Source organism: Acidilutibacter cellobiosedens (genome assembly GCF_004103715.1).
Taxonomy (GTDB): domain Bacteria; phylum Bacillota; class Clostridia; order Tissierellales; family Acidilutibacteraceae; genus Acidilutibacter; species Acidilutibacter cellobiosedens.
In genome coordinates, this window is the sequence record NZ_CP035282.1 from 1,927,176 (window position 1) to 1,951,552 (window position 24,377).

General features: G+C 32.4%; 25 protein-coding genes. 4 read left to right on the forward strand and 21 right to left on the reverse strand.

The window, feature by feature from the left end:
• Positions 1-13: 13 nt before the first annotated feature.
• The 19 genes from EQM13_RS09315 to EQM13_RS09405 all read right to left on the reverse strand — a co-directional run bounded on the left by EQM13_RS09315 (position 14) and on the right by EQM13_RS09405 (position 17,772).
• Complete coding sequence (locus EQM13_RS09315; protein ID WP_071138607.1) at positions 14-538, reverse strand: stage III sporulation protein AB; 525 nt, start codon at positions 536-538, stop codon at positions 14-16.
• 1 nt (position 539) lies between these two features.
• Complete coding sequence (spoIIIAA, locus tag EQM13_RS09320) at positions 540-1,529, reverse strand: stage III sporulation protein AA (RefSeq protein WP_071138606.1); 990 nt, start codon at positions 1,527-1,529, stop codon at positions 540-542.
• A gap of 125 nt (positions 1,530-1,654) precedes the next feature.
• A complete protein-coding gene (locus EQM13_RS09325; RefSeq protein ID WP_234958742.1) occupies positions 1,655-2,032 on the reverse strand; it encodes a CD1247 N-terminal domain-containing protein in 378 nt (125 codons plus the stop codon).
• A 41-nt stretch (positions 2,033-2,073) separates the two neighbouring features.
• Entirely contained in the window at positions 2,074-2,631 is a 558-nt protein-coding gene (gene efp / locus EQM13_RS09330) for an elongation factor P (protein WP_071138605.1), read from the reverse strand.
• Positions 2,632-2,850: 219 nt separating this feature from the next.
• Positions 2,851-3,132, reverse strand: a complete 282-nt coding sequence (locus EQM13_RS09335) for a late competence development ComFB family protein (protein WP_071138604.1) — start codon at positions 3,130-3,132, stop codon at positions 2,851-2,853.
• Between the two features lies 1 nt (position 3,133).
• Positions 3,134-4,174, reverse strand: coding sequence for a hypothetical protein (locus EQM13_RS09340; RefSeq protein WP_071138603.1), 1,041 nt, complete (start codon positions 4,172-4,174; stop codon positions 3,134-3,136).
• 14 nt (positions 4,175-4,188) lie between these two features.
• Positions 4,189-4,773, reverse strand: coding sequence for a prepilin-type N-terminal cleavage/methylation domain-containing protein (locus tag EQM13_RS09345; RefSeq protein WP_071138602.1), 585 nt, complete (start codon positions 4,771-4,773; stop codon positions 4,189-4,191).
• Positions 4,733-5,158 carry a type II secretion system protein gene (locus tag EQM13_RS09350; protein ID WP_071138601.1) on the reverse strand — a complete coding sequence of 142 codons (426 nt, stop codon included), beginning with the start codon at positions 5,156-5,158 and terminating at the stop codon, positions 4,733-4,735. Before EQM13_RS09350 ends, EQM13_RS09345 begins: the two co-directional genes overlap by 41 nt.
• Before the next feature lie 2 nt (positions 5,159-5,160).
• On the reverse strand, positions 5,161-5,643 hold the full coding sequence (locus tag EQM13_RS09355; protein ID WP_071138600.1) for a type II secretion system protein: 483 nt from the start codon (positions 5,641-5,643) through the stop codon (positions 5,161-5,163).
• Between the two features lie 17 nt (positions 5,644-5,660).
• The gene (locus EQM13_RS09360; protein WP_071138599.1) at positions 5,661-7,433 is read right to left on the reverse strand and encodes an S-layer homology domain-containing protein; all 1,773 of its coding nucleotides are present in this window, start codon (positions 7,431-7,433) and stop codon (positions 5,661-5,663) included.
• 6 nt (positions 7,434-7,439) lie between these two features.
• A complete protein-coding gene (locus tag EQM13_RS09365; RefSeq protein ID WP_161567208.1) occupies positions 7,440-8,876 on the reverse strand; it encodes a LysM peptidoglycan-binding domain-containing protein in 1,437 nt (478 codons plus the stop codon).
• On the reverse strand, positions 8,845-9,510 hold the full coding sequence (locus EQM13_RS09370) for a PilN domain-containing protein (RefSeq protein WP_128752503.1): 666 nt from the start codon (positions 9,508-9,510) through the stop codon (positions 8,845-8,847). Before EQM13_RS09370 ends, EQM13_RS09365 begins: the two co-directional genes overlap by 32 nt.
• A gap of 1 nt (position 9,511) precedes the next feature.
• Positions 9,512-10,582 (reverse strand): pilus assembly protein PilM, encoded by a 1,071-nt coding sequence (pilM, locus tag EQM13_RS09375; RefSeq protein ID WP_128752504.1) that lies wholly within the window; start codon positions 10,580-10,582, stop codon positions 9,512-9,514.
• Positions 10,583-10,593: 11 nt separating this feature from the next.
• Positions 10,594-11,361, reverse strand: coding sequence for a prepilin peptidase (locus tag EQM13_RS09380; RefSeq protein WP_128752505.1), 768 nt, complete (start codon positions 11,359-11,361; stop codon positions 10,594-10,596).
• A 36-nt stretch (positions 11,362-11,397) separates the two neighbouring features.
• Complete coding sequence (locus tag EQM13_RS18935) at positions 11,398-11,841, reverse strand: type II secretion system protein (RefSeq protein WP_320052438.1); 444 nt, start codon at positions 11,839-11,841, stop codon at positions 11,398-11,400.
• A gap of 81 nt (positions 11,842-11,922) precedes the next feature.
• Complete coding sequence (locus tag EQM13_RS09390) at positions 11,923-13,128, reverse strand: type II secretion system F family protein (RefSeq protein ID WP_128752506.1); 1,206 nt, start codon at positions 13,126-13,128, stop codon at positions 11,923-11,925.
• Between the two features lie 12 nt (positions 13,129-13,140).
• A complete protein-coding gene (locus EQM13_RS09395) occupies positions 13,141-14,193 on the reverse strand; it encodes a type IV pilus twitching motility protein PilT (RefSeq protein WP_128752507.1) in 1,053 nt (350 codons plus the stop codon).
• A 13-nt stretch (positions 14,194-14,206) separates the two neighbouring features.
• Complete coding sequence (locus EQM13_RS09400) at positions 14,207-15,880, reverse strand: GspE/PulE family protein (protein WP_071138591.1); 1,674 nt, start codon at positions 15,878-15,880, stop codon at positions 14,207-14,209.
• Positions 15,881-16,344: 464 nt separating this feature from the next.
• Complete coding sequence (locus EQM13_RS09405; RefSeq protein WP_206172646.1) at positions 16,345-17,772, reverse strand: ISLre2 family transposase; 1,428 nt, start codon at positions 17,770-17,772, stop codon at positions 16,345-16,347.
• 654 nt (positions 17,773-18,426) lie between these two features.
• On the opposite strand from EQM13_RS09405, the gene EQM13_RS09410 reads away from it, so the two are divergent.
• Positions 18,427-18,975 (forward strand): YhcN/YlaJ family sporulation lipoprotein, encoded by a 549-nt coding sequence (locus EQM13_RS09410; RefSeq protein WP_161567209.1) that lies wholly within the window; start codon positions 18,427-18,429, stop codon positions 18,973-18,975.
• A 176-nt stretch (positions 18,976-19,151) separates the two neighbouring features.
• On the opposite strand, the gene EQM13_RS09415 is transcribed toward EQM13_RS09410, so the two are convergent.
• Together EQM13_RS09415 and EQM13_RS09420 are read right to left on the reverse strand one after the other, a co-directional pair.
• A complete protein-coding gene (locus EQM13_RS09415) occupies positions 19,152-19,859 on the reverse strand; it encodes a LysM peptidoglycan-binding domain-containing protein (RefSeq protein WP_128752510.1) in 708 nt (235 codons plus the stop codon).
• Positions 19,860-20,230: 371 nt separating this feature from the next.
• Complete coding sequence (locus tag EQM13_RS09420) at positions 20,231-20,899, reverse strand: GntR family transcriptional regulator (protein ID WP_128752511.1); 669 nt, start codon at positions 20,897-20,899, stop codon at positions 20,231-20,233.
• Positions 20,900-21,138: 239 nt separating this feature from the next.
• Here EQM13_RS09420 and EQM13_RS09425 point away from each other — a divergent pair, with 239 nt between their 5' ends.
• Genes EQM13_RS09425 through EQM13_RS09435 form a run of 3 tightly spaced genes read left to right on the forward strand, consistent with a single transcriptional unit; the run spans position 21,139 to position 24,363 of the window.
• The gene (locus tag EQM13_RS09425) at positions 21,139-23,070 is read left to right on the forward strand and encodes an FAD-dependent oxidoreductase (RefSeq protein ID WP_128752512.1); all 1,932 of its coding nucleotides are present in this window, start codon (positions 21,139-21,141) and stop codon (positions 23,068-23,070) included.
• Positions 23,070-23,336, forward strand: coding sequence for a 4Fe-4S dicluster domain-containing protein (locus EQM13_RS09430; RefSeq protein WP_071138575.1), 267 nt, complete (start codon positions 23,070-23,072; stop codon positions 23,334-23,336). Before EQM13_RS09425 ends, EQM13_RS09430 begins: the two co-directional genes overlap by 1 nt.
• Before the next feature lie 28 nt (positions 23,337-23,364).
• Complete coding sequence (locus EQM13_RS09435; protein ID WP_114217670.1) at positions 23,365-24,363, forward strand: M42 family metallopeptidase; 999 nt, start codon at positions 23,365-23,367, stop codon at positions 24,361-24,363.
• Positions 24,364-24,377 lie beyond the last annotated feature (14 nt).

The following is a 24,377-nucleotide window of genomic DNA, read 5'->3' on the forward strand; positions in this document are numbered from 1 at the left end:
GCTTTTCTCTCCCTTACAACAATATAATTACTAGAGCTACTCCAAACAGTAATCCTAAATTTTTATAAACCTTCTCGTTTTTTTCCTTTTCTTCTCTTGCTTCTTCTTCCAAATTTCCTATTTCCATAAATATAAGTTTAAAATTCTTTTCCTGATCACTTCTGTCGGAATTACCCAACATTCTTCCTAAAGATAAAAATACTTCTACATCTTCTTTTTTGAACAACAGTTCTTCCTTCAATACATCTTCAACACTTAAAAAGCCATCCAACAGATTGGCATTTTTATTTTGAAATAAATAATCTCTTATATATTTAAATATGAATGAAAATTTCTTATTTCCTTTGTTATATATATTTAAGAATGCTTCAGGAATAGGATTTGCTCCATATATAATTTCAGTCTCCAACAATCTTATGCAATTCTTCATATGTAGGATATTATTGAGTCTGTCTGAATATTTTTTCCCATAAATATATCCTATTAATGAAGAAGAAGTAACTATTAAAAGACTTCCTATAATCCTTAAAATAATCATATTAATATTTCTCCCGATTAAGAACTGAATTAAAAGAATATCCTTCAACTATGTCCCTTACAGTGCCTACGCCCTTAGAATTATCCAAAAATATTATCCTTTCAAATATCTTTTCTTCGATTATCCAGCTTAAACTTTTCTTAGACAGCAGGTCTTCTATATCTTTACCATGAACGGTCGATATCAATTTGACTCCTGCCTTTAATGCTTCATGAACGGCATTGATGTCCTTATAATCTCCCAATTCGTCTGTAGCCACAACTTGAGGTGACATAGCCCTGATAAGGATCGTAATACCGTCACTTTTCAAACAACCGTCCAGTATATCGGTTCTGATTCCCAAATCATTCTGGGCAACTCCATTGTACACTCCTCCTATTTCAGATCTTTCGTCTACCAATCCTACTTTTAACCCTCTAAAATCGTACTCTTTCATTCCGTTACTGATATTTCTTATCATGTCTCTCAATAAAGTGGTCTTTCCACATTGAGGAGGAGAAACGATAAGAGTATTAAAAATTGAATCCGGAGGAATTATTATAAATTTCATTATATTATCGGATATACCTTTCTTTTCTCTGCCGATTCTCATATTAAGAGAAGATATATCCCTGATACTTTCTATTCCCTTTATCCCATAAACAGTTTTTCCTGCTATTCCTACCCTATGTCCTCCCTTCAAAGTTATAAATCCACTTCTCATTTCTTCTTCAAAGGCATATACGGAATATCTGCTTATGAGCTGAAAAGTTCTGACCAAATCCTCATGGGTTGTAATCAGTGCGCCTTTTTCTTTTTTAGATACAGACCCTTCATTCATTAAAAAATATTCTGTTCCTCCTCCAAATATCATAAGAGGTTTTTCTTTTCTAAGCCGAATTTCTTCTGCATTTTTTTTTATATAATCTGGAACTTTCCATAATTTCTTACTCAACTCTGGTGAAATATATTCTAAAATACTGTTAAAAGTTTCCGTTCCGTTCTTATCCATAACATGTCCCTCCTTTTTATATATAAATATGACTTTTAAAAAAGAATATGCTATGAATTTAATCAAAAAAAATAAAACTCTGAAATAGGGCCCTATTTCAGAGTTTTATTTTTTTTGATTAAATCTTATTCTTCATCGTCAAAGTTTTTATCATGACTATATAAGCCATTTCCATCTTCTTCCTCTTCGTCATCTTCATCGTCATCTTCATTATCATATTCAAAATCGTCATAATCTTCATCATCATAATCTTCATCATAATCTTCGTCGTCAGATCCGAATATTCTTTCTTCTACATCTGCCAAATCCTCATCCATATAATCTACATATTCTTCCAAATCCGACTGGTCATCATTCAATTCACTGATTGCATCGGCAAACTCTTCTAACGCATCAATTATATGTAGAATCATTTTGCCCTCTTTTGACCCTGCTTCAATCTCCATCCCTTCGGCTAATCCCTTTAGATAAGATACCTTTGCATATAAATGTTCCATTTTCATTTTGACCCCTCCTTATATTTTTTTCTTAATATTATTGTTTCCTAAGCTCTTGATAAATACTCTCCTGTTCTTGTATCAATTTTAATTTTATCCCCTTCATTTACAAATAAAGGCACTAATACAGTGGCTCCTGTTTCCAGAGTAGCAGGCTTATTGGCACCTGTTGCGGTATCTCCCTTTAATCCCGGCTCTGTATGAGTTACAACAAGTTCCACAAAATTCGGCGGAAGAACTTCAAAAGGCTTTCCCTGATAAAATCTTATTGTAGCACTATCATTTTCCTTAATATAAGTTATGGCTTCTTCTACTTGATCTTTATTTAATGGAATCTGTTCATAACTTTCGTTATCCATAAAATAATATAATTCTCCATCATTATATAAATACTGCATTTCCTTAGTTTCAATATGGGCCTTAGGAAATTTATCATTTGGATTAAATGCAATTTCTTTTATTGCACCTGTCATAACGCTTTTAATTTTTGTCCTTACAAAAGCCGCACCTTTACCTGGCTTAACATGCTGAAAGTCAATAACTTGATATACATCTCCGTCCATTTCAAATGTTACGCCCTTTCTGAATTCACTTGCAGAAATCATAAAAAAACCTCCTATTAAAAATTTCATCTCCTGAATAATTTAGTACTTCTAATTTTATCGAGCAATATATAATTATCTCACTATATGGAGCAATAAATAGTTTTAATTAATAGTTAAAAAAATAATTATATCATTTTAATTATAACAACTCCTAACAATTCCTACAAGATTAAAATTTATGCTATATTAATTATTTCCTATATTTAATAAAAATATTTTTTACCTCTCCATATCCGTATGATGAGGAGAATCTTTAACTATTTGTATTGCCTTTTCTACCTCCTTAACCAAATCCGCTTCAAACTGAAAATTCATAATATCCAGCCTCTCATATATCTCTCCCATCTTTGTAACTACATACTTAGGCGGTAAATTATTTAACGATATTGCTTCAATATCGAGTCTGCACTTTTCGCAACTACACACATCTTTTCTTTTCTTTAGCAATTTATCTATTATATATTCCACTTCGTCTTCCATTAAATTATGTAATTTTATCATTTTATCTTTTCTCCTTAATAGCTATTAATTTAGGATTTATATAATTATCAATATAAATTCCAAATTTTCTGATTAACCTCTTATCAAAGCTAAACTCTATTCTTTCTGACAAATCATCTATTTGTCCCTTATATTCATTTAAAAAAGTTATTCCACTAACAGATGGTTTCCCCAATGAATTACATACTATTTCCCCTCCGTCAATCATTAAAATGCCCTCTATATTTATTTGATCATTAATAATTAAATTTCCCTGAACATATAATATCCCTTTGACCTTTTTGTCCTTATCAGAAAAATCATTTAAAATACTCACAAAAGGCTGTATTCCTTTCTCTCTTTTAACAACCAAAAATAATTCTTCCGAATTCAAAACAAACCTTTCATGGGGAAATCTTTCTTTTGGTCTGTACAACTCAACGGACACCTTTTGCCCATCCTCACTAAAAACAACATCTATTCTTTCATTTCCAATTGAATTAATCACTACTTTATTATCTACAATCAGATGATCAAATTCTCTTATTGTCTCTGATAAAAAAGCATTAAATTCTTCTTTTTCTTCTTCCTCAAAAAGATCTTCCCTAAGAATCGGAAATCCCATTTCATAAAAAGAATTTAAAATATTAAAATATCCTTCTATATTTTTTTTTGAGTTTATATATATGCTGTTTGTGTTGAGACAACCTCTTAATTTATCGTCTTTCTCAGATATTTTCATGGTTACGTAAGGATTGTCATTTTGAATCAGCAAATCCTCTTCAGCGATCTTTATCCTGTTTCCTTTAGGAAAATTACCCTCTCTTCCAAAAATCAAATAATGTTTAATCCTCGGAAGAATTTCTTCTTTATAATACCTTTCATCATTCAAACATAAATAAATCTTGCCTTCTCCTGAATAAAAACATTGATCCGCTTGAATTGCAGAATTAACAATCATTCTTTCCAAATAAGAAAGATATAAAAGAAAAATTCCCATAAACATTAGTATTGCCATTACAAATAACGAAATTATCGTTATATAACCTTTATTCTCAGACAATTTCACACCTCAAATCAATAATCCCTCAGGCATCTTATAAAGATATCAGTTTCTAACAATAAATCATCGTTAATCTCTCCGTCGAATATAAAGGAAAGCCGAATTATACTTCTTTCAAAGTCTACATAGGTATCAGTTGATTTTATATGCTGGCAAATTGAATTATGGCCTCCTTCTTTAAATCTCTTTCCATGAGGATATTCATTTCCTCCGCTAACCGACAGACGTATAATTTCTTTGGTTTCTTCCTTATGATAATATGTAATATATTTATATTCTTCCTTGTCATCAGCATCAATGATCCTTTGAATCACAAACCCCATATTATTCTTTATTATTCTGTTCAGGTCGGGAATTTTCTCTGATGATATAATTTTATCCCCATCTTTAATTTCTCCTTCAATATAATCCATGAGATACCTTCCGTTTAAATACATATCATCCAATTCTTCAACTTTCCTATTCATCTTTGCATAATGATTTAAAACATAACTTAAAGTTAAAATAATGACAGAACATATACATAAAGAAAACACAACCTCGATAAGAGTAAATCCTTTATTCCCTTTTCTTGATAATATATGATTTATATTCCACATCCTTAACTTTTCTCCCATTATGAGAAATCAGCACTCTAATCTTCCACAGGACTCCTTCTTCTTTATAAATACGGATTGTAAAGGGATATTTATTCTTCTCAGAACCAGAGGGAAGAAATATTTCGGCATTTCCCTCGGGTTTAAATTTATCCATTATATTATCAAGGCTTTCATCTAAAATAAAAAAATCGGAACCTAATTTATAATCATAACTTTTAATATTCTCTATGACTGTTTCCCCATAATATTTCATTTTCATTTTATGTTCCAATAAAGAAAAATTGTATAATGCATTATTTAATATGGGAAGAACAAAGACGGCTACAATTCCCAATATGAATAATCCCAAAAGAATTTCTATAAGGAAAAAACCTTTTCTTTTCATATTTACCTTTCTTTTCTTTCTATATTGATCTTTCCTGTTACAGGTTGAATTGTAATCTCAAAAATTTCTTCTCTCCGGTTTTTTAATCCGATTGTTCCTCCCTGAGAGGGTGAACCCGTAGGGTTAAATATTATCTGGTTGTCATGAAAATTTTGTCTGTATAACAATAAACCACTCTCAAAATAAACTCTTTTTATCAATTCCTTTTTCATTTCTTCTTTATATAAAGAATAGCAATTCTCCTTTGTGTCAAGCCTTACAATATACATCTTTCCTTCCGTTATTGATTTGTTCCTGCAATAAATTAAATCCCTTTTAAAAGTGTTTATTTCGGCTCTTTCTCTTATTCTTAAGGCGGTCTCCCATTTAGGCAGAGCAATGAACAAGATCAGAGAAAATATGGCAATAACTATTATCAGCTCAATAAAAGTAAATCCCTTCTTGAGAAATTTTCTTTTTATAGTATCTATTTCTACAAAAAACATAAATTTCCTTCTTCTTTTCAATATTTTTCTTCATTGATAATATTAAGCATATATACAACTTCTCCCCGTGATATATAGCTTTTCATACTATTGTAACTCTTAGAACGGGTATCTTTAATATAAAGAATTTTATCGGCGATATTTCTCCATTTAAAACCGTCGGTATTCATAAGTTTCTTCATTATATTATCAATTTCCTCATAAGTAATAAAATTATTTGGCCTGAAAGTATCGTCATTGTAGCCTCCTATATACCCTTTATCCAAGGCATAGCCGATAACTTTCTCATATCCCTTCATGGAATTTGCATCTTTAAACTTTTCTATATTTTCAACATCATCAGGAAGATGCCAATCATATACTCTGCTCAATATAATTAAAAACTCTCCCCTTCTTATGGGGTTGTCCGGTTTAAATGTATTGTCGGAATATCCGAAAACATATCTTCTTTTAATATATGTTGTAATTTCATCTCTTGCCCAGTGTCCCCTTATATCATATAAACCGGAAAAATTTTTATCTACCAGTACCCTGAATATTCCTCCTTCTCCCTTTATAGAAGATGGAGAAACCAGAGCGGAAATACTGTCTTCCTCAATATTGCTTGGAATATAAATCCAATTATTATCGATAAGTTTGTATATTCCTCCCTTTTCATCCCCGTAATATTCAAAGGATATTTTCACTTTACTATTATCATTAAAAACTCCAGATTCATTGTTTAATCCTATATTTACTATTTCAGACCCCTTAATCATATTATCGGGAAGTGAAAAATTTCCTCTCGGGTTTGTATTGATGTTTAATATACTGTCTTCATAAAAAGTTCCTTTTTCTATTTTAACATTTATCTTTCCGTTATCGCTTTTTACTTCTTCTCCCTTTGCAGAAATAAGCTTAGTCAAGGAACTCTGAGATAAATTCTGATTTTCCTCTGTCTGATAAGATTTTGCATATCCTTCATTAAAGCCGTCTCTGTACCCGTCTATAAACCCATCAATATATTTCTCATTTTCCATCTTCAAGTTAAAATTCTGTATAATGCTTAAATCAGAAACATAATGATCATTCGGATCATCGGCATATCCCATATAATAATCAAAAGTCCCTGCCTGTTCTCCGTTTCTCATTCCTATTTCTTTTCCGTAATCATATGAATTCTCATAAAATATTTTTACATTATTCAGATTAGCCTCTCTGTAGCTTTCCTCATATTTCTCTTTAAAAAATGTTCTGAAATCATTTATAAAAGCACTCCTGTAAGAACTACTGTCCAAAGATAAATTAAACATTGATATGATAACTGAATTTGATGGAAGAGATTGATAATAATTATTCTTCTTGCCTAAATAATAATCCCTTATACCATATATTTTCCCCAAAAGTTCTCCCATGTCTTTTCCATCTGTATTATCTGCATTTTGACTATCCGAGCTTTTGTCGGTTTTTTTGTCTGGTTTAAGTATTTCTTCATATCCAACCTGAAATCCTTCATAGTATCCCTGGGAAAAGTACAGAAAATACTCATCATTCTCATCTTCCAGAATATTTTTAAACTTTGTCTTTAAGCTTGCAGCAGAAGGCAAATATTTATAATATTCATCATCTATTTTCTTCAATTTATTTTCCAGAGCTTTTTCCCGTCCGTCGGCAATTCCCCTTTCATATCCTTTTGTCCTTGCCTCGGTATAATTTTCTTCGTCAGCAGAATCTCCATAAGAAATCCCGTTAAATAAGAATATAAATAAAATAAAAAATACTGCCACCAAAATGCTTTTCTTATTCTTCATCACTTTTCACCTTCCATCCTGTACCGGAAGTACCAATATTTTTCCCGGAATCAAATCCTGATCCCCGGATATTTCATTATATTTAAGTATATCATTCTTCCTGTTTCTGTTGCTATGTGTTTTATCACATATCTTATCTAAAGTATCTCCCTTTTCCACCACATAAAATATAAAGGTGTTTTTATCTTCGGATGCACTTTGCCCTTGGTTTAAAGGGTAATTCGCTTCCAATTCATCTATAAGTATTACTCCGTAATCATTCTTGTTTTCATTTAATTCCACGTATATCCTGTCAATCTTTAAAGGATAAACTTTTAAATCGGAAGGAGGCTTAGCTTCAACATATTTCCATCCTGTCCACCCTATGCCGTTGGAAATATTCGTATATATTTTTTCTCCGTCCTGAGTTGAAAATCTGATTCCCACCGTGACGGGAGAATATCCGTAAGAATAAACCCACATCCCGACAGAATCGGGAGGATAATCAATCTTGATATTTTCATCGGTTAAATCCACAAAAGCTCTGTTTTCCTTCTCCGATCCCAAAATATTGTACTCCAGTCTTAAAGAGTATTTCCCTTCTTTGAAATTGCTGGATTTGGATATTCTTCCCCCGATATCAACGTGGGAAGGCATAAAATATATTTCTCCGTCATCAAAGCTTTCTAAAAGTTTTTTATTAGCTTTCTGTTCTCCGCTTTCTTCTTCGCTTCCATATGGATAGCTGCTATTACCGGAAATTTCGGAAAAATTTTCTGCGTTTTCTAAAGAGTCGGAAAGATCCTCAGAATTTTTGATTTTCTCATAATTAAAATCTGATTTAAAGGGATCTTCTTTATAACTGTTTTTAGGTTCTTCCATATAAACAAAATCTTTATTTTCATCATCATTTCCCTCTATACTGTAAGCCCTCAGAAAAATATCCCCTTTTACCGCATCATTATCTGTTTTGTCAATTGTAAGCCCTGTAATAACCAGCTTTTTAGAACTTATCCCTATATTTTCCAAAATATCCATAAGTCCGTCATAATATCCTTCATATGGAATAGATATGTCAACATAATCAAAGGTAATACCTTCAATTTTTTCTTTAGAATAAGGGCTAAAGGAAATATCATTTATTTTAACCTCAGAATTTTCGATCATATTGTTAAGCATATATAAAATCTGTGCTTGATCTAAAGACGGAAAATATTTTCTGTATATATCATCTTTATTTTCTTTCAGCGTTATCAATTCCTTTTCCGTTTTATCTTCTCTTCTGAATATTCCATTTCTCCTATCCAATATATCAGTATATTCGTCCTTTGTTGAATTCAACATAAAAATTTTATCTCTTTGGGGAAAAACAAAAAATTTTAACATTCCCCAAAATACTATTAAAAAAACCAATATAGATAAAAGTATTCTTTCATTCTCCGTCAGGCTTATTTTGAAGTTCATCTTGGGAATTTTCCTCGCCGGAACTGTCCTTATGAGATTCCCTCTTTGTTCCTTCCGTACTTTTTTCCCCATCACTATTTTTCACACCTTCAAATTGAATATTTAATGTAAAATTATAATAACTTTCCCGTGAAGATATATCTGATATAAATATACTTTTAAAATCCTTTATTTCATTTAAGCCACGTTCAAAATCCGCAATCAGATATCTGTTCTTTGAATTTCCCGATATCTCAATGGAAGAAGGATTAATATTTATTGAAGTGAGAAAAAGATTGTCCGGCATCTTGTCCGTAATTTTTTCTAATATAGCATTATCTATTTTATCCATTGAAGTAATCTTTTCATCGGCTTTATTTAATCCCGTAACAATTTCTTCTTGACTTTTAAGCTCTTTTTCCTTATTTTCCGTGTACTTAACCTCTTCTTTAGCTCCTTCATCTTCCACTTTTTCTTTCAGGAGAAGTGTTTCCCTACTTAGTTTTCTAACCCTAATGGCATTCGAAACAGAATATATTGCAGTAAAAATTATAACTAATGCTATGGAAAAATAAAAAATTATTTCCTTATTGATTTTATTGGTTCTTTCATTTTTCTTTTCAATATAAGGCTCAAAAAAATTTAAATCTCTCATATCACTTCTCTCCCGACAACCGTATTATTAACCCGATACAATTAATGTACTTATTCAATTCTTCATTTATAAACACCTTATTCAAACTATCTATTCTTGCCGAAGGAATACTGTAATAATTAGAAAAGATATTTTCCATTCCAGATATTTGAGAGTATCCTCCATATATAAATATCATATCGATTTTGTTTCCTGTTTCCCTCGAAGTATAATATTTAAATACTTCTTCAATCTTCTCAAGTATGCTTTCAATTGAAGTTTTCATTATATTTTTCAACCTGTTATCATCGGAATATTCATTATCAATATCCCTTATTTCTCCCATAGTCTCTTTTTTTTCATTCAATTCTTCTCTTCCTATTCCAAGGAAATTCATCATATTATTATCTACATATCTGCCGCCTTTTTCTACTATTCTGCTTACCTGAATAATTCCATTCTTAACTATAGTTACATTTGTGGAATCAAATCCTATATCAATAAGAGCGATAGTACCTGCCCTTGTGTTATAAACGTTATTTGCTCTATCTGAAAAATTAATTGCCTTGACAGCAGAATTCGACTGATAATCCAATACAGCCGGCCTTAAGTTCAACTCCTTTATGAGATTTAAATGCTGTTCGACAATTTCCTTGGGAATTGCAATCATAAGTATATTCTTCTTTTTACCTTCTTCATCTTCAACAACTTTAATATCCTTATGCTGTATAATATAATCTTCACAATCCTTAGGAAGATACTCGTCAGCCTGATATTTCAAAATACCGTCTATTTCCTCTCCCGATACGTTAGGAAGAATTACTTCTCTTGATATAATATCAGAACTCTTAATCGTAATATATGTTTGTCTATCCTTAATCTTATTATGTTCCATTCCTTCTTTCAAGAGATAGCAGATAAGTTCCTTATCCTTTATATATCCGTTTTCATAAGCTCCCTCGGGAGTAGAAACTGAAAAACATTTTGATATATATATTCCCTTCGGTGTTTCTCTTCCTTCTACAATTTTCATTTCATAAGCACCTATATCCATAGAAATAATATTTTTATTGATCAAAGATAAAAATTTCAAAAAAATTCCTCCTAATTACTTCCCCAAAAAATATTTATATACCACAAAAGCAGTTTATCTCCCCAAAGAGATGTTATGAGAAACCCCATACATATAAAAGGTCCGAAGGGGATTGAATCCTTTCTTCCCTTCTTTTTTAAAGCTATAAGCATTAATGATATAATTGCACCTATAATAAAGGATAAAAATATATTTAAAAATACCATTTTAAGACCTAAAGCAAACCCCAACGCTCCGATTAATTTAATATCTCCCCCGCCCATTCCTCCTTTGGACAGAACGGATATAGTCAGGAAAAGTAGTCCTCCTACCAATAGGCCTAAAATACTATTGAACCATTGAGGAGATACGCTGTAAAATATATAAAGAGATATTTTATATATTATAGAAAAAATAAGGATTAAAAAAATAAATCTGTCGGGTATAATGCCGCTATAACAGTCAATAGAGCTTAATACAATTAAGACACCGCAAATGGCCCCATAATATATGAATTCCGCAGACAATCCGTATTTATGATAAAATATCAGATACATAACTCCGTTTAGAAATTCTATAAGGGGATACTGCAAAGAAATTTTTCCCCTACAGTATCCGCATCTGCCCCTTTGAAATATAAAACTAAGTATGGGTATATTATTATACCATTTAAGAGGATGCCCGCATGTGGGACAATGAGAACCCGGAAAAACTACGGATTCTCCCCTTGGTATACGATAAACGCATACATTTAAAAATGAACCTATTATTGTGCCGAAAATAAATATAATTAAAGGCATGTTTTTTTCTCCTTTAAAAACTTTGATTAACAGATATTATTCAGCAGGAGCTTCTTCATCAAGTACAATTTCTCCGTCATCATTTAATTTAGCATAGCCGGGCTCGACTTTGATTTTATCTTCCTCTACAGTAACTGTGTAAGTATCCGGATCGATTTCTTTTTTTACCGATTCCGGAACTTCCGGCCACTCCTGAAGATAATCTTTCCACCCTACAGCACCTTCTTCATCCGTTTCTTCAGTATCCTTTGTCCAACCGCCTTCGGGCAGAGCTTCATCATCGGTTATCGCCAAATTTGCCGCACCTTCCAAAGTCTTTACATTGGCATTGTGAGCAGCTACCGCTGCATTCCTCCTTGATTTTGTGTATCTGGGCACTGCTATTGCCGCCAAAATTCCAAGTATTGCTATAACTACCACCAATTCAATTAACGTAAATCCTCTTTTTTGTTTCATCTTTTTGACAAAATAATTAAACATTCTTTCTTCCCCCTTATTAAAATTATTAAAATTTTATTTATATAAAAAGCTGTACTACTTTTTTATATCACCCCCTACAAATTACATCTTTATTGTATTAACCATGTCAAACATCGGCATTGCCATAGCTATAACTATGAATCCCACTATCAATGCCATAAAAACTATAAGCAAAGGCTCAAGCATTGTAGTCATCCTCTGGAGGGATGTTTCCACCTCTTCATCATAAAAATCCGCTGTTTTATCGAGTATCTCATCAATAGACCCGGATTCCTCTCCTACTTTAATCATTGAAACTACCATAGGAGAAAAAATATTTGTGTCATCTATGGTTTGAGACAAAGGTATACCTTTTTTTATGTTTTCCTTTACAATTTCAAATTTATCGGATATAACACTATTTTCCAATACCTTTTCCACCACATCCAACGACTGAATAAGAGGTATGCCGCTGAACATAAGAGTTGACAAAGTCCTTGCGAATCTCGAAGTAATCACCTTAATATTGAAGTCCTTAATTATCGGAAGCCTGATTTTCAATCCGTCAAAAAATAATTTCCCCGAAACAGTCTTTTTATAGGCATTCAACGATCCTACAACCAAACCGATTATCAATATATACAAATACCAAAAATTCTTTATGCTGTTACTTATGCTCAGTAAAATTCTTGTAGGCAAAGGAAGAAGAGCGCCATTACTTTCAAACATTCCTATAAATGTAGGCATGACTACCACAATAAGAAATATCACAACTCCTATAGTTACTATACTTAAAATGGCGGGATATATAAAAGCATTTTTAATCTTATTCTCAATTTTATTTTCTTTTTCATAATGAGAAGCCATTCTTTCCATTATTGTATCTAAATTACCGCTTACTTCCCCGGCCTCTACCATATTTATCAAAAGAGACGGAAATATCTTCTCTTCTTTTTTCATAGCTTCAGATATGCTTAAACCTTCCTGCACATTTTCACAAACAGAATTTAGCCCTAATCTTAATTTTTTATTTTCGGTTTGAATGCTTAATATGTCCAAACATTTCACAATACTTATTCCTGAATTAAACATTGTATAAAATTGCCTGCAAAATACTCCCATGTCCTTTTTGGAAATCTTCTTGGAAAAAGAAATATTTCTATTTTCGTTAACCTTTTTTTCTTCAACGGACACGGGATAATATTTTTTGTCTTTAAGCATTGCTACCACATCATTAGAACTTTCCGCTTCATATACTCCTTCTATAGGCTGCCCCGTCTTTGATACCGCTCTATATTTAAACCACATATTCACACCATCCTATTTCAAATACCTTTTAATAACATCGGGAAATACAGATTGGCTTAATACAGTTTCCTCGGATATCTTTCCTTTATTGAAAAGTTTCAACATGGAATTATCCATGGTTTGCATCCCATATTTGCTTCCTGTCTGTATTGCCGTATCTATTTGGTGAGTCTTTTCTTCTCTTATTAAATTTCTGATAGCGGGAGTGGCAACCATTATCTCAAAGGCTGCAATTCTCCCTTTTCCATCAATCGTCGGAAGAAGCTGTTGAGATATTATTCCCTGTATTACAGAAGAAAGTTGAATTCTCACCTGCTGCTGCTGATAAGAAGGAAATACATCTATTATTCTGTCTATGGTACTGGCTGCTCCTATAGTATGAAGAGTAGAAAGAACCAAATGCCCTGTCTCTGCGGCCGTCAGCGCAATACTCATGGTTTCAAGATCTCTCATCTCACCTACAAGTATTACATCGGGGTCCTGCCTTAAAGCAGCTCTCAATGCATTGGCAAAGGATAAGGAGTCACTTCCTATTTCTCTTTGATTGACTATGCTTTTGTCATGCTTATGAAGATACTCTATGGGATCCTCTAAAGTCAGTATATGGTATTTTTTGTTATGGTTTATCAAATCCACTATGGAAGCAAGAGTTGTAGATTTACCACTTCCTGTAGGTCCCGTAACTAATATAAGGCCTCTGGGCAGCATGGATAAATCCTTTACAATTGGAGGAATCCCCAATTCATCCATAGTGGGTATTGTCAAAGGAATTATTCTTAGAGCCATTCCAAAGCTTCCTCTCTGTTTAAAAACGTTAATCCTAAACCTTCCTACGCCTGAACTTGAAAAGGATATATCAAGTTCTCCTTTTTCCTCAAGAATTTTAAATTTATCTTCGGATAAAATTTCTTTGACCAAATATTCCGTATCCTTCGGAGTAAAAATATTTTCCCCATAATTTTGAAGAATACCGTTAATCCTAAATACAGGAGGAACTCCAACGGTTATATGAATATCCGATGCTTTTAATTTTATCCCCACTTTTATTAAATCCGAAATCTCCATATCTGCCTCCTAATTATAAAGTGTATCCTACCTTCAAAGCTTCCTCCATAGTTATAGTGCCACTTTCCACTAACCGTACTGCGTTTTGAAACAGAGTTTTCATACCCTTTTCAATCGCTAAATTCTTAATATAATCGGCACTCTCTCTTCTGTCAATACCTCTCCTTATATCCTCGTCTATGGGCATTACCTCATGGACAGCTGTTCTCCCTTTATATCCTTTATTACATAAATTGCACATATTAGGCTTGTAAAAGACCATGTCCTTTTCCGTATCCAATCCCAGAATCTTTTTTTCTCTATAACTTGTCTCGTAAGGTGTCTTACAAAAAGGACATAATTTTTTTATCAGTCTTTGAGAAATTATCCCGATAACTGCCGAAGAAACCAAATATGGTTCAATTCCCATATCAACAAGCCTTGTTATAGAAGATGCAGTATCATTGGTATGAAGGGTTGAAAAAACCAAATGCCCCGTTATAGCTGCTCTTACAGCCATTTTCGCCGTCTCGCCGTCTCGTATCTCTCCCAACATAATAATATCCGGATCCTGCCTTAATATGGATCTGAGTCCGTTGGCAAATGTAAGCCCTGCTTTATTATTGACCTGAACTTGATTTATTCCGCTAAACTTATATTCCACGGGATCCTCCACCGTTATAATGTTCTTTTCTATGGAATTAAGCTCACTAAGTATAGTATAAAGAGTAGTCGTTTTTCCGCTGCCTGTAGGACCGGTAACTAAAATCATTCCATAAGGCTGATTAAGAATATTTTCAAAGGATATAAAATCTTCTTCAGTAAAGCCTAAATCCTTCTTAGTAAATAAAAAACTTCCTCTATCCAAAATCCTTAAAACTATTTTTTCTCCGTAAATTGTGGGAAGAGTAGAAATACGCAAATCAATATCTCTTCCGTCCACATTAATTTCAACTCTTCCGTCTTGAGGAATTCTTCTTTCCGCAATATTCATCTTCCCCATTATTTTTATTCTGGTAATTATAGCAGAAATGGTGTTTCTAGATAAATTCATTATTTCCTGTAAATCTCCGTCTATACGAAACCTCACTCTGACATTATCGTTAAAGGGTTCGATATGTACATCACTGGCTCTCATGTTAACAGCCTGTGCTATCATAGAGTTTAAAAGCTTTACAACGGGAGCACTATTTATCTCCTCTTGGTTTTCCTCGATTGTTTCATCATTTGGAATATAATTTTCTTTAAACTCTTCAAGTACTCTCTTTGTTCTTTCTTTTTCATAATATTTATCTATTGCCCTTTCAATATCCTTTTTTGTAGAGATTACAGGTTGTACATTAAATCCAGTGGTCAATCTAACATCATCAATTGCAAATATATTAAGAGGATCCGCCATCGCTACAATCAGATAATCATTTTTCTTATCTACTGCAATTAGATCATACCTTCTGGCTAAATTTTCCGGTATCAGCCTTGATACTTCCGAATTTATTAAATATCTGTCCAAGTCTACATGAGGTATACCCAGTTGAAATTCTAACACCTCTATAATGTCTTTCTCACTTACCCAACCTTTTTCCACTAAAATTTCTCCAATTTTTTTATCGCTGTTTTTCTGTTCTGAAATTGCTTCATTTAATTGCTCTTTTGTTATCTTCCCTACATACAAAAGCAAATCACCAAGTTTTGCATTATTTCCCTTCATAATTCTCCCTTCAATTTTTTCATTTATTATCTATGATTATACAAAAGATTTTATGTTTTTTCAATATTTCATAAATATTTGATAGAGTCAAGTTACTGTAGGGAAAAAATATATAGATATCATCCATATTTTAAAAAATAAATTGTTTTATACAATTATTCCCTATGTTTGTAAAATAAGTTCTCCTTTTATTTCTTTTGGTATAAAATTTTTTATTACTTCGTTGCCGATTTGCTATTGACATGGAGCCTCTGCCTGCATGGTTTGTGTACCTAAAGGGGGTAACCCATAGATAAACGTACCACCCTCCTTTACAGGTTACCATGCAGGCTACTCCATATCAATGGCCCGCTACGCCAAATCTTTTATCTCTATGGTTTTCTAACTAATATGCTAACTTTATAACTCTATTATATAACTTTTATTTTTTGCTACAACTATTCTTACCTCTTATTTTACTTTACTTAAATTCTACCCATTATTGCTCTTATTTCGTTATATAATCCTGTCTTTTCTCCTCTCACTATTGCTGTCGGCCTAATGTCCCAAGTATCATTATACCTGTTCGCAATACTTCTTGCTTCTTTTATTAATTCATCTTGTATCTGTTCTTTCTCTTCTTTTTCCCTTTTCATCTTTTGCGCCATTACTAAATCATATACTTTCCCTCCGTTCCCTTTGTAAATTAATAACTTCGACATTTTACCGACTCCTATTTTTGACCATCCTTTTGGTCTGCTGCTCAAACGGCTTGAAAATATATGGCTTACGTGTCCTTCCGTACTACATCCTATTATTCCTATCCCTTCTTCTGCTCTTATCTCTATTCCATCCCAATTGTTTAATATATATTGTTCTGCTCTTTTTACTGCTCCCTTCTTTGTTTTATTTTCTGTAAGGCTCAATATCTCTTTAAATACTTTTTTTACTTCTTCTCTGTCCGGCCAGTCAACCGCATCTTTCAATTCCTGTCTTATTATTTCATTATTTAGATGCGCGGTTGCTGTTATTATACACTTTTTCAGATGATATCCGTCAAGCACAAATTTACTCTTTTCAATCCACTTTACTCCTTGGCGTATCCAGGATGCTCCATCTCCCGATATATATATTTTCTCTACATAATTCATGTTGTATTGTTTGTCTATATAATCTGCTGCTTCAAGCCATAATTTTTCCGTATTTTCATACATCCCTCCAAAATATTTTACATTCTTTAACCTCTTTCTGCTTTTACTGCTTTTTTCTGCATCTATTCCTTCATGTACATAAACGATCTTTGGCATTGCTATATTATACTTGCTTTTGTTAATTCCTTTTTGCTGTAGATGCACATGATCTTCATCCGCTTCTATATATAATGTTTTTATATCCTTTTTCTTGTGTTTTTTAGTTTCTGTTGTTGTAAAATCAAGGTTGTGTATTTTATCCATCACGGCCTGTTTACTTATTTCATTCATATATGACGCTTTTTCTCCCGCTTTTCTATAGCTGCTTTCTGCTGCCTCATCAACTGCATTTATTATTACATCCTCACTCATTTTTTCATGCGGTTTTATTCCAACCATATCATCAACAAGATGATGCCTTTTCCCTCCCATTTTGGGTTTAAAATATGTTCTTTCATATGTTACAATACCAAAACTTGTTAAAATCCTATTTTTATCTTTTCTTACTATTTCCCATTTTTTCTTTCTAACTCCGCTGTTACGTAGATATTCATCCATATTCTCCAATACTTCTGTTATAATATCTCTTCCAAGCTCAAATAAAATTTTTTGTAAGGCAAGTATTAAACCAACAATATTTTTATTCCCTTCCATGAAATTTTTTATCTCATTTTCAATTTTTTTTACTCCAAACTCATTAAAATGTTGTATACTATTATACATAGAAGATATCATCCTTTCTTAATTTATTGGTGTTTCAACTTATATTTTAATAGGATGATATCTTCTTTTCAACTATATATGGAAATATATTCTATTTCCCTACTGTAATTTTACACTAACTAAATATTTTGGTATTATATAGCTAATCTACTTTTTATTTAATAATTTTAAATTAAACAGCGTTTTTTTGTAATTTAAAGTCAAATTTTCATTTATAAACCATAGGAAAGCTGCATTTACATCATTAGATATCTTTCATTAAATAGGATTTAAAAATCCTTTTTTATAGTATACAGAAGGATCATATTCCCATTAATTTATATTTTCCGTTAAATGGGTTTCAAAAAAGGCTTCATTATTATTAATTTTTAATTAAAGCCTTTTTTATATTTTGATTTTATGAAAAAATTTGTTGCCTAATTGTTTTTTATTTTATTGGATATTAGTATTTATCAATTATGATAAAATTTTTTATGATATTATTTTTCTTTCCAAAGATATGTTTATTTTCATTTTCTGTTTTTCTCAATCCATTATTAAGTATATTGATTATAAACTGTCTTAATAAAAAAAATATAAAATGAGAAAATAATAAAAGGAGGTGATTAGTTGAAAAAAAATAATAAATTAATTCTTATTTTAACTGCTTCGATATTGTCAGTCTCAATGGCCGGCTGTGGAACCAAAACTTCCCAAAGGCCAAACAGCAGAGTAGAAACAAGGATTGGTAATCAGGCTCAAAGAAGAACTCCAAACGTTATGCCGAGAAGTAATGTTCCAAGACTTGAATCAAACTTAAATAACAACTCTGGAATTGATAATAATGGGAATACGAATCTAAGCACAAATAATAATGGAAACATGACTCAAGGTTCTTATCAAAGAGCACAAAATATTGCTCGTAGAGTTGCAGCATTAAATGACATAAATAGTGCAACAGCAGTAATAACAGGAAATACTGCCTTAGTCGGAGTAGATCTGAAGGGAACAACTAACGATAATCTTACAACGAATATACGAAATAAAGTTGAAACCGCAGTTAAAGAAGCCGATAAAAATATAACAACGGTAAATGTAACAACTAATCCTGACTTATATTCAAGAATCAGTACTATAGCAAGAAACATAAGTAACGGAAGACCTCTGAATGATTTTGCAAATGATATACAAGACATATTAAGGAGAATGAATTTAAACAGATAGTAAAAGACGGTGAAGGCAAAATATAATATATCTAAAAGCTCAAAAATCTAAATTATTAAATTTTTGAGCTTTCTTTATATTAATCAAGTAAATTTTGAAACCCATTTGACGTCAAGTCCTGTCAAGGTAAATTATGACTTTACTATGGGTTATAAATAATTGTTCAAATTATAATATTAAGTTGGTATGCATATCACTTGGCCTATTTGCAAATTATTCGGGTTAATCCCCGGATTGGCATTTATGATAGCCTGAACGCTTACATTAAATCTTTGACCAAGGGTAAACAATGTATCTCCTGCTCTTATCGTGTATAGAAATCCGTTCGGACATGAAGGTGTAGGCCCTACCATAGTTGGTATACATATTACCTGGCCTATTTGTAAATTATTCGGGTTAATTCCCGGATTGGCACTTATGATAGCCTGAACGTCTATATTGAATCTTTGGCTAAGGGTAAACAATGTATCTCCTGCTCTTATCGTATATAGAAATCCGTTCGGACACGGAGGTGTAGGCGTTGCCATAGTTGGTATACATATTATTCTTCCTACCTGTAAATTGTTCGGATCAATCCCTGGATTAGCGTTTATAATAGCCTGAACGCTTACATTAAATCTTTGGCCAAGAGCAAACAGAGTATCTCCTGCTCTTATTGTATATAAGAATCCATTTGGACATGAAGGCATAGGTCCTGCCCCAGGTATGCATATTATTCTTCCTATCTGTAAATTATTCGGATCAATCCCCGGGTTGGCATTCATAATCTCTTGAACACTTACATTAAATCTTTGACTAAGGGCAAATAAAGTATCTCCTGCTCTTATTATATATTGAAAGCTTCCACCAGGACATACTTGTTCCATTCCATAATCATTGTACATAAATAACCACCTTTCTTTCTAATATATATTTCCCTTATATATTATGCTGGAAAGGTGTCAAATGACAAAATATTATATAATAAAATTAAATATCTTCCTGCTTTTCGTATCATGTTCTCCTTAATCTATATTTCCCGTTAAGTGGGTTTCAAAAAAGGCTTCATTATTATTAGTTTTCGATTGAAGCCTTTTTTATAACCCATAGGGAAATTATGTTCTCCTTAATTTATATTTCCCGTTAAGTGGGTTTCAAAAAAGGCTTCATTATTATTAGTTTTCGATTGAAGCCTTTTTTATAACCCATAGGGAAATTATGTTCTCCTTAATTTATATTTCCCGTTAAATGGGTTTCAAAAAAGGCTTCATTATTATTAGTTTTCGATTGAAGCCTTTTTTATATTTTCCAATAAATACTCCTTAGCATGTTTAAAATGATTTTTCATTAAAAAAGATGCTTTGCTGAAATCATTATCTTTCATTGCTCTTGCAATATCCTTATGTTCTAAAAGAACTACTGATTTTGTAACTGTTAAATTTTGATATATATTTGCCAATATACTGAATTGACTTCTTATGTTTTTAGAAGCATTATATAATCTCGAATTATCTGCATATCTAAAAAGGATATCATGAAAATTGTCAGATTCTATCATAAATTCCTCTATATTGTCAGATTCTAAATACTTTTCCTGGAGTCTGACAGAATTATTTATCTCCAATACAAGTTCTTTCTTTTTAATGCTTTCCATGGATAATCTGAGAGCTTCCAAATCTAAACAGGCACAAAAATCATATATCTCATTAATATCCTTCTCATTAAATTCAATTACCTTGCCGCCTACATTTGTTATATGGTCAATCAGCCCTTCCTGCCCCAATCTGTTTAAGGCTTCCCTAATCGGCGTAGAACTGACATTAAATCTTTCCTGCAAGATCTTTGATGTTAATTTTTCACCGCATTTAATATTTTGATTTATGATATCCTCTTTTAAAATATTATAAATTTGATCTGCAAGAGTCATTTTTACTACATTATCCATAATATTTTCTCCCTCTTATCATCTTAAATTATTTATGTTAATTATAATTTCACTACTTTATTATAATAAATTTAATCTAATAATGCAATACATTCTGCAAAATATATTTTGCAAAATGTATTATAATATGATATCATAATTAGTATATATTAAACTTTCTATCATTTCCTCATAATATTAAACTCAATTTAATGTGTAAGTATTATAAAGTTTAAATTTAAAGGCAGAAAGGAGAAATTATGTATAATATCAAATGGCCATATTCTTTGGAATATGAAAAAGAAGAAAAAATAACTACAGACGTTTTGGTCCTTGGAGGCGGAATTGCAGGATGTATGGCTGCCATTGCCGCTGCAGAAAGAGGACAAAAAGTCGTGCTGGTAGAAAAGGGAGCTACCAAAAGAAGCGGTGCCGGAGGTTCCGGCTGTGATCATTGGGAATCCGCCGCTACAAATCCCTGTTCAAAAATAAGTCCTGAAGAACTCACCTCTGCTATGCTTGACGATAATGACGGATACAATAACGGTATATCCCACTATATCGAATGCCGGGAAGGATATGACAGACTTTTGGATATTGAAAAAATGGGCGGAAAAATAAGAGATACGGAGGATGAATTTAAAGGTGCAGCCTTTCGAGATGAATCTACAAAGCTTATGTTCGCCTATGATTACGAAAACAGGTATACTTTAAGGATATGGGGTTCTACTTTTAAACCTGCCATGTATAATAAATTAAAAAAATTAGGTGTAAAAATTTATGACAGAGTAATGGTCACTTCCCTACTCAATGAAGAAGGCAAACAAGGCAATCGGTGCATCGGTGCAACAGGTATGCACACAAGAACCGGAAAGTTTTTTATCTTTAGAAGTAAAGCCACTATTTTATGCATGTCAAGGCCTGCCAGAATATGGTTATTTTCTCCCTCCCTTCCCGGACTATGCGAATTCAGGCCTACCCAATGCATTGGAGACGGTCATGCCATGGGATGGAAAGCAGGAGCTGAATTTACCATGATGGAAAAATCCGTAGTAGGTGAATTTTCTGCTGCAGGAAGAAGTTATCCTCCCTATGGAGCGGGAAATAATCATAATACCTGGTATCCTGCTTCTCTGATAGATTCTGAGGGAAAGGAAATCCCTTATGCGGACAGAGATGGAAATATCCTAAGAAATGTATCGGAGAGATTTAAACCTGCCGATAGTCAAAAATTTTTCTTAAAAGGAGGAGGAATTGATAATCCAAAATATGACTACGAAGGTCCTGAAACCCTTCCATTTTCCGAAATGATTGAAGAAGGTTATAAATTGCCATTTTATGCCGATTTATCTACACTGCCGGAACTTGAAAGGAAAGTTATATGGGGCATGATGATAGGAGAAGAAGGAAAAACTAAAATACCCGTTTATAAAAATTATACTGATGCAGGATTCGATCCGAAAAAAGATGTGCTTCAGTGTTACGGTACCGGATGGACTTCAGCTGAATTTCTGCCTCAGGAGCGTCAGCTCTTTGGCCTTCCCGGAGGGTTCTTAAATGATTGGAATTTGAGAACCAATATAGAAGGGTTATACGTTGCCGGTGATGCTTTATTTGCATCAGACTGCTTTGGACATGCTGCAACTACAGGATATTATGCCGGAAGGCATGGAGCAAAATACGCTGAAACTGCAAGTATATCAGAAGTTAATCCAGTACAAATAGAAAAGGAAAAATTAAGAATATATTCTCCTATCAATAATGATCCTTATACAAGCATAGGATGGAAAGAATTAAACATGGGAATATCAAAAACAATGCAAAATTATTGCGGGGACATTAAAAGAGACGAACTTTTGAATATAGGATTAAAGCAATTGAAAGAATATGAAAAACAAGTTATTCCAAATACTTTTGCCTATAATCCTCATGAACTTGTAAGGCTTCTTGAAGTATTTGATATCCTTACCGTGTCTCAAATAATCATACAATCTTGTTTATCAAGAAAAACCAGTTCAAAGCCTCTCCATTTTAAAAGAGGCGATAATAACGGAGAAGACGAGAAAAGATTTATTACATTAAAACAAGCTGATGATAAAGTGATAATAAATAAATTGCCTCTTAACTACTTCGGGGATTTAAAAGAGAATTACGAATTTCACAATAAAGATTATGTTGGGAGGAAAAAATAATGTATGAAATGCCTGCGGCAAATCCTATTATATATGAAAAAGAAAAATGTATAGGTTGTAACAGATGTGTGAATATATGCCAAGTAGATATTTTAATTCCAAATCCCGAAAAGGGTAAACCTCCCATTGTGTTATATCCGGGAGAATGCTGGTATTGCGGATGTTGTGTGATGGAATGTCCTGTGGAAGGAGCCATTACCCTTCGTCATCCTCTAATGAACCAAGCTCATTGGATAAAAAAAGATTGTTTAACAAATAAATTATAATAAAAATATAAGAAAGTGAGGGAAATTTATGCTTTTAAAAGAATTAACTCAATTATGTGGAGTAAGTGGATATGAAAAGGAAACAAGAGATTTTATCAAAAAAGCTGTTTCTGAATATGCTGATGAAATTTCAGTAGATGCTTTGGGTAATTTAATCGTGTTTAAAAAAGGTACAGGAAAAAATAAGAAGAAAATCATGTTAGCTGCCCATATGGATGAAATAGGAATCCAAGTAACAAAAATTGAAGAAAACGGAATGATCAAAATAAAATCATTAGGATTTCTCTGGCCTTATACGACATACATGAGCAGAGTCAAATTCAGAAATGGAATAACAGGTATAATATCCAGCACAGTTAAAGCAGAAGACATTAAAAATGATTTTACTAAACTATACGTAGATATCGGCGCCAAATCAAAAGAAGAAGCACTAAAACATGTAAAAGTGGGAGATGTCGCTTCCTATATCGGTGAATATGTCGAACTTAAGGATAATGACGTTACCGCAAAGGCAATGGACGACAGAGTAGGATGTTATATAATGATTGAATCATTAAAAAAGATAGATAACCCTAAAAATGATATTTATTTTGTGTTTACTGTACAGGAAGAAGTAGGCTGCAGAGGCTCGAAAGTTACTGCAGCAAGAATAAAGCCGGATTTGGGAATAGCTATTGATGTAACTCCCGCTCATGATTATCCGTGTGATTTGGAAGGAAGTAATACGGTAGGAGGAGGTACTGCCGTCAAGGTATCCGATACTTCTGTAATATGTGATGAATATCTTGTGGAAGAGATGGTTAAATGCTGTAAAGAAAATAACATAAAATACCAACTTGACGTTATTGCAGTTGGAGGAACCGATGCAAGTTCTATAAATCAGTCTAATTTTGGGGTAAAAGCAGCAGGTATATCCGTTGTAACAAGATATCCCCATGGCCCAAATTCATTGGTAAATATGAAAGATGTAGAATCTTCCATAGAATTACTTAGCAAATATGTAAATCGAGATTTTAATTTTGACTAAATAAAAAAAAGGGT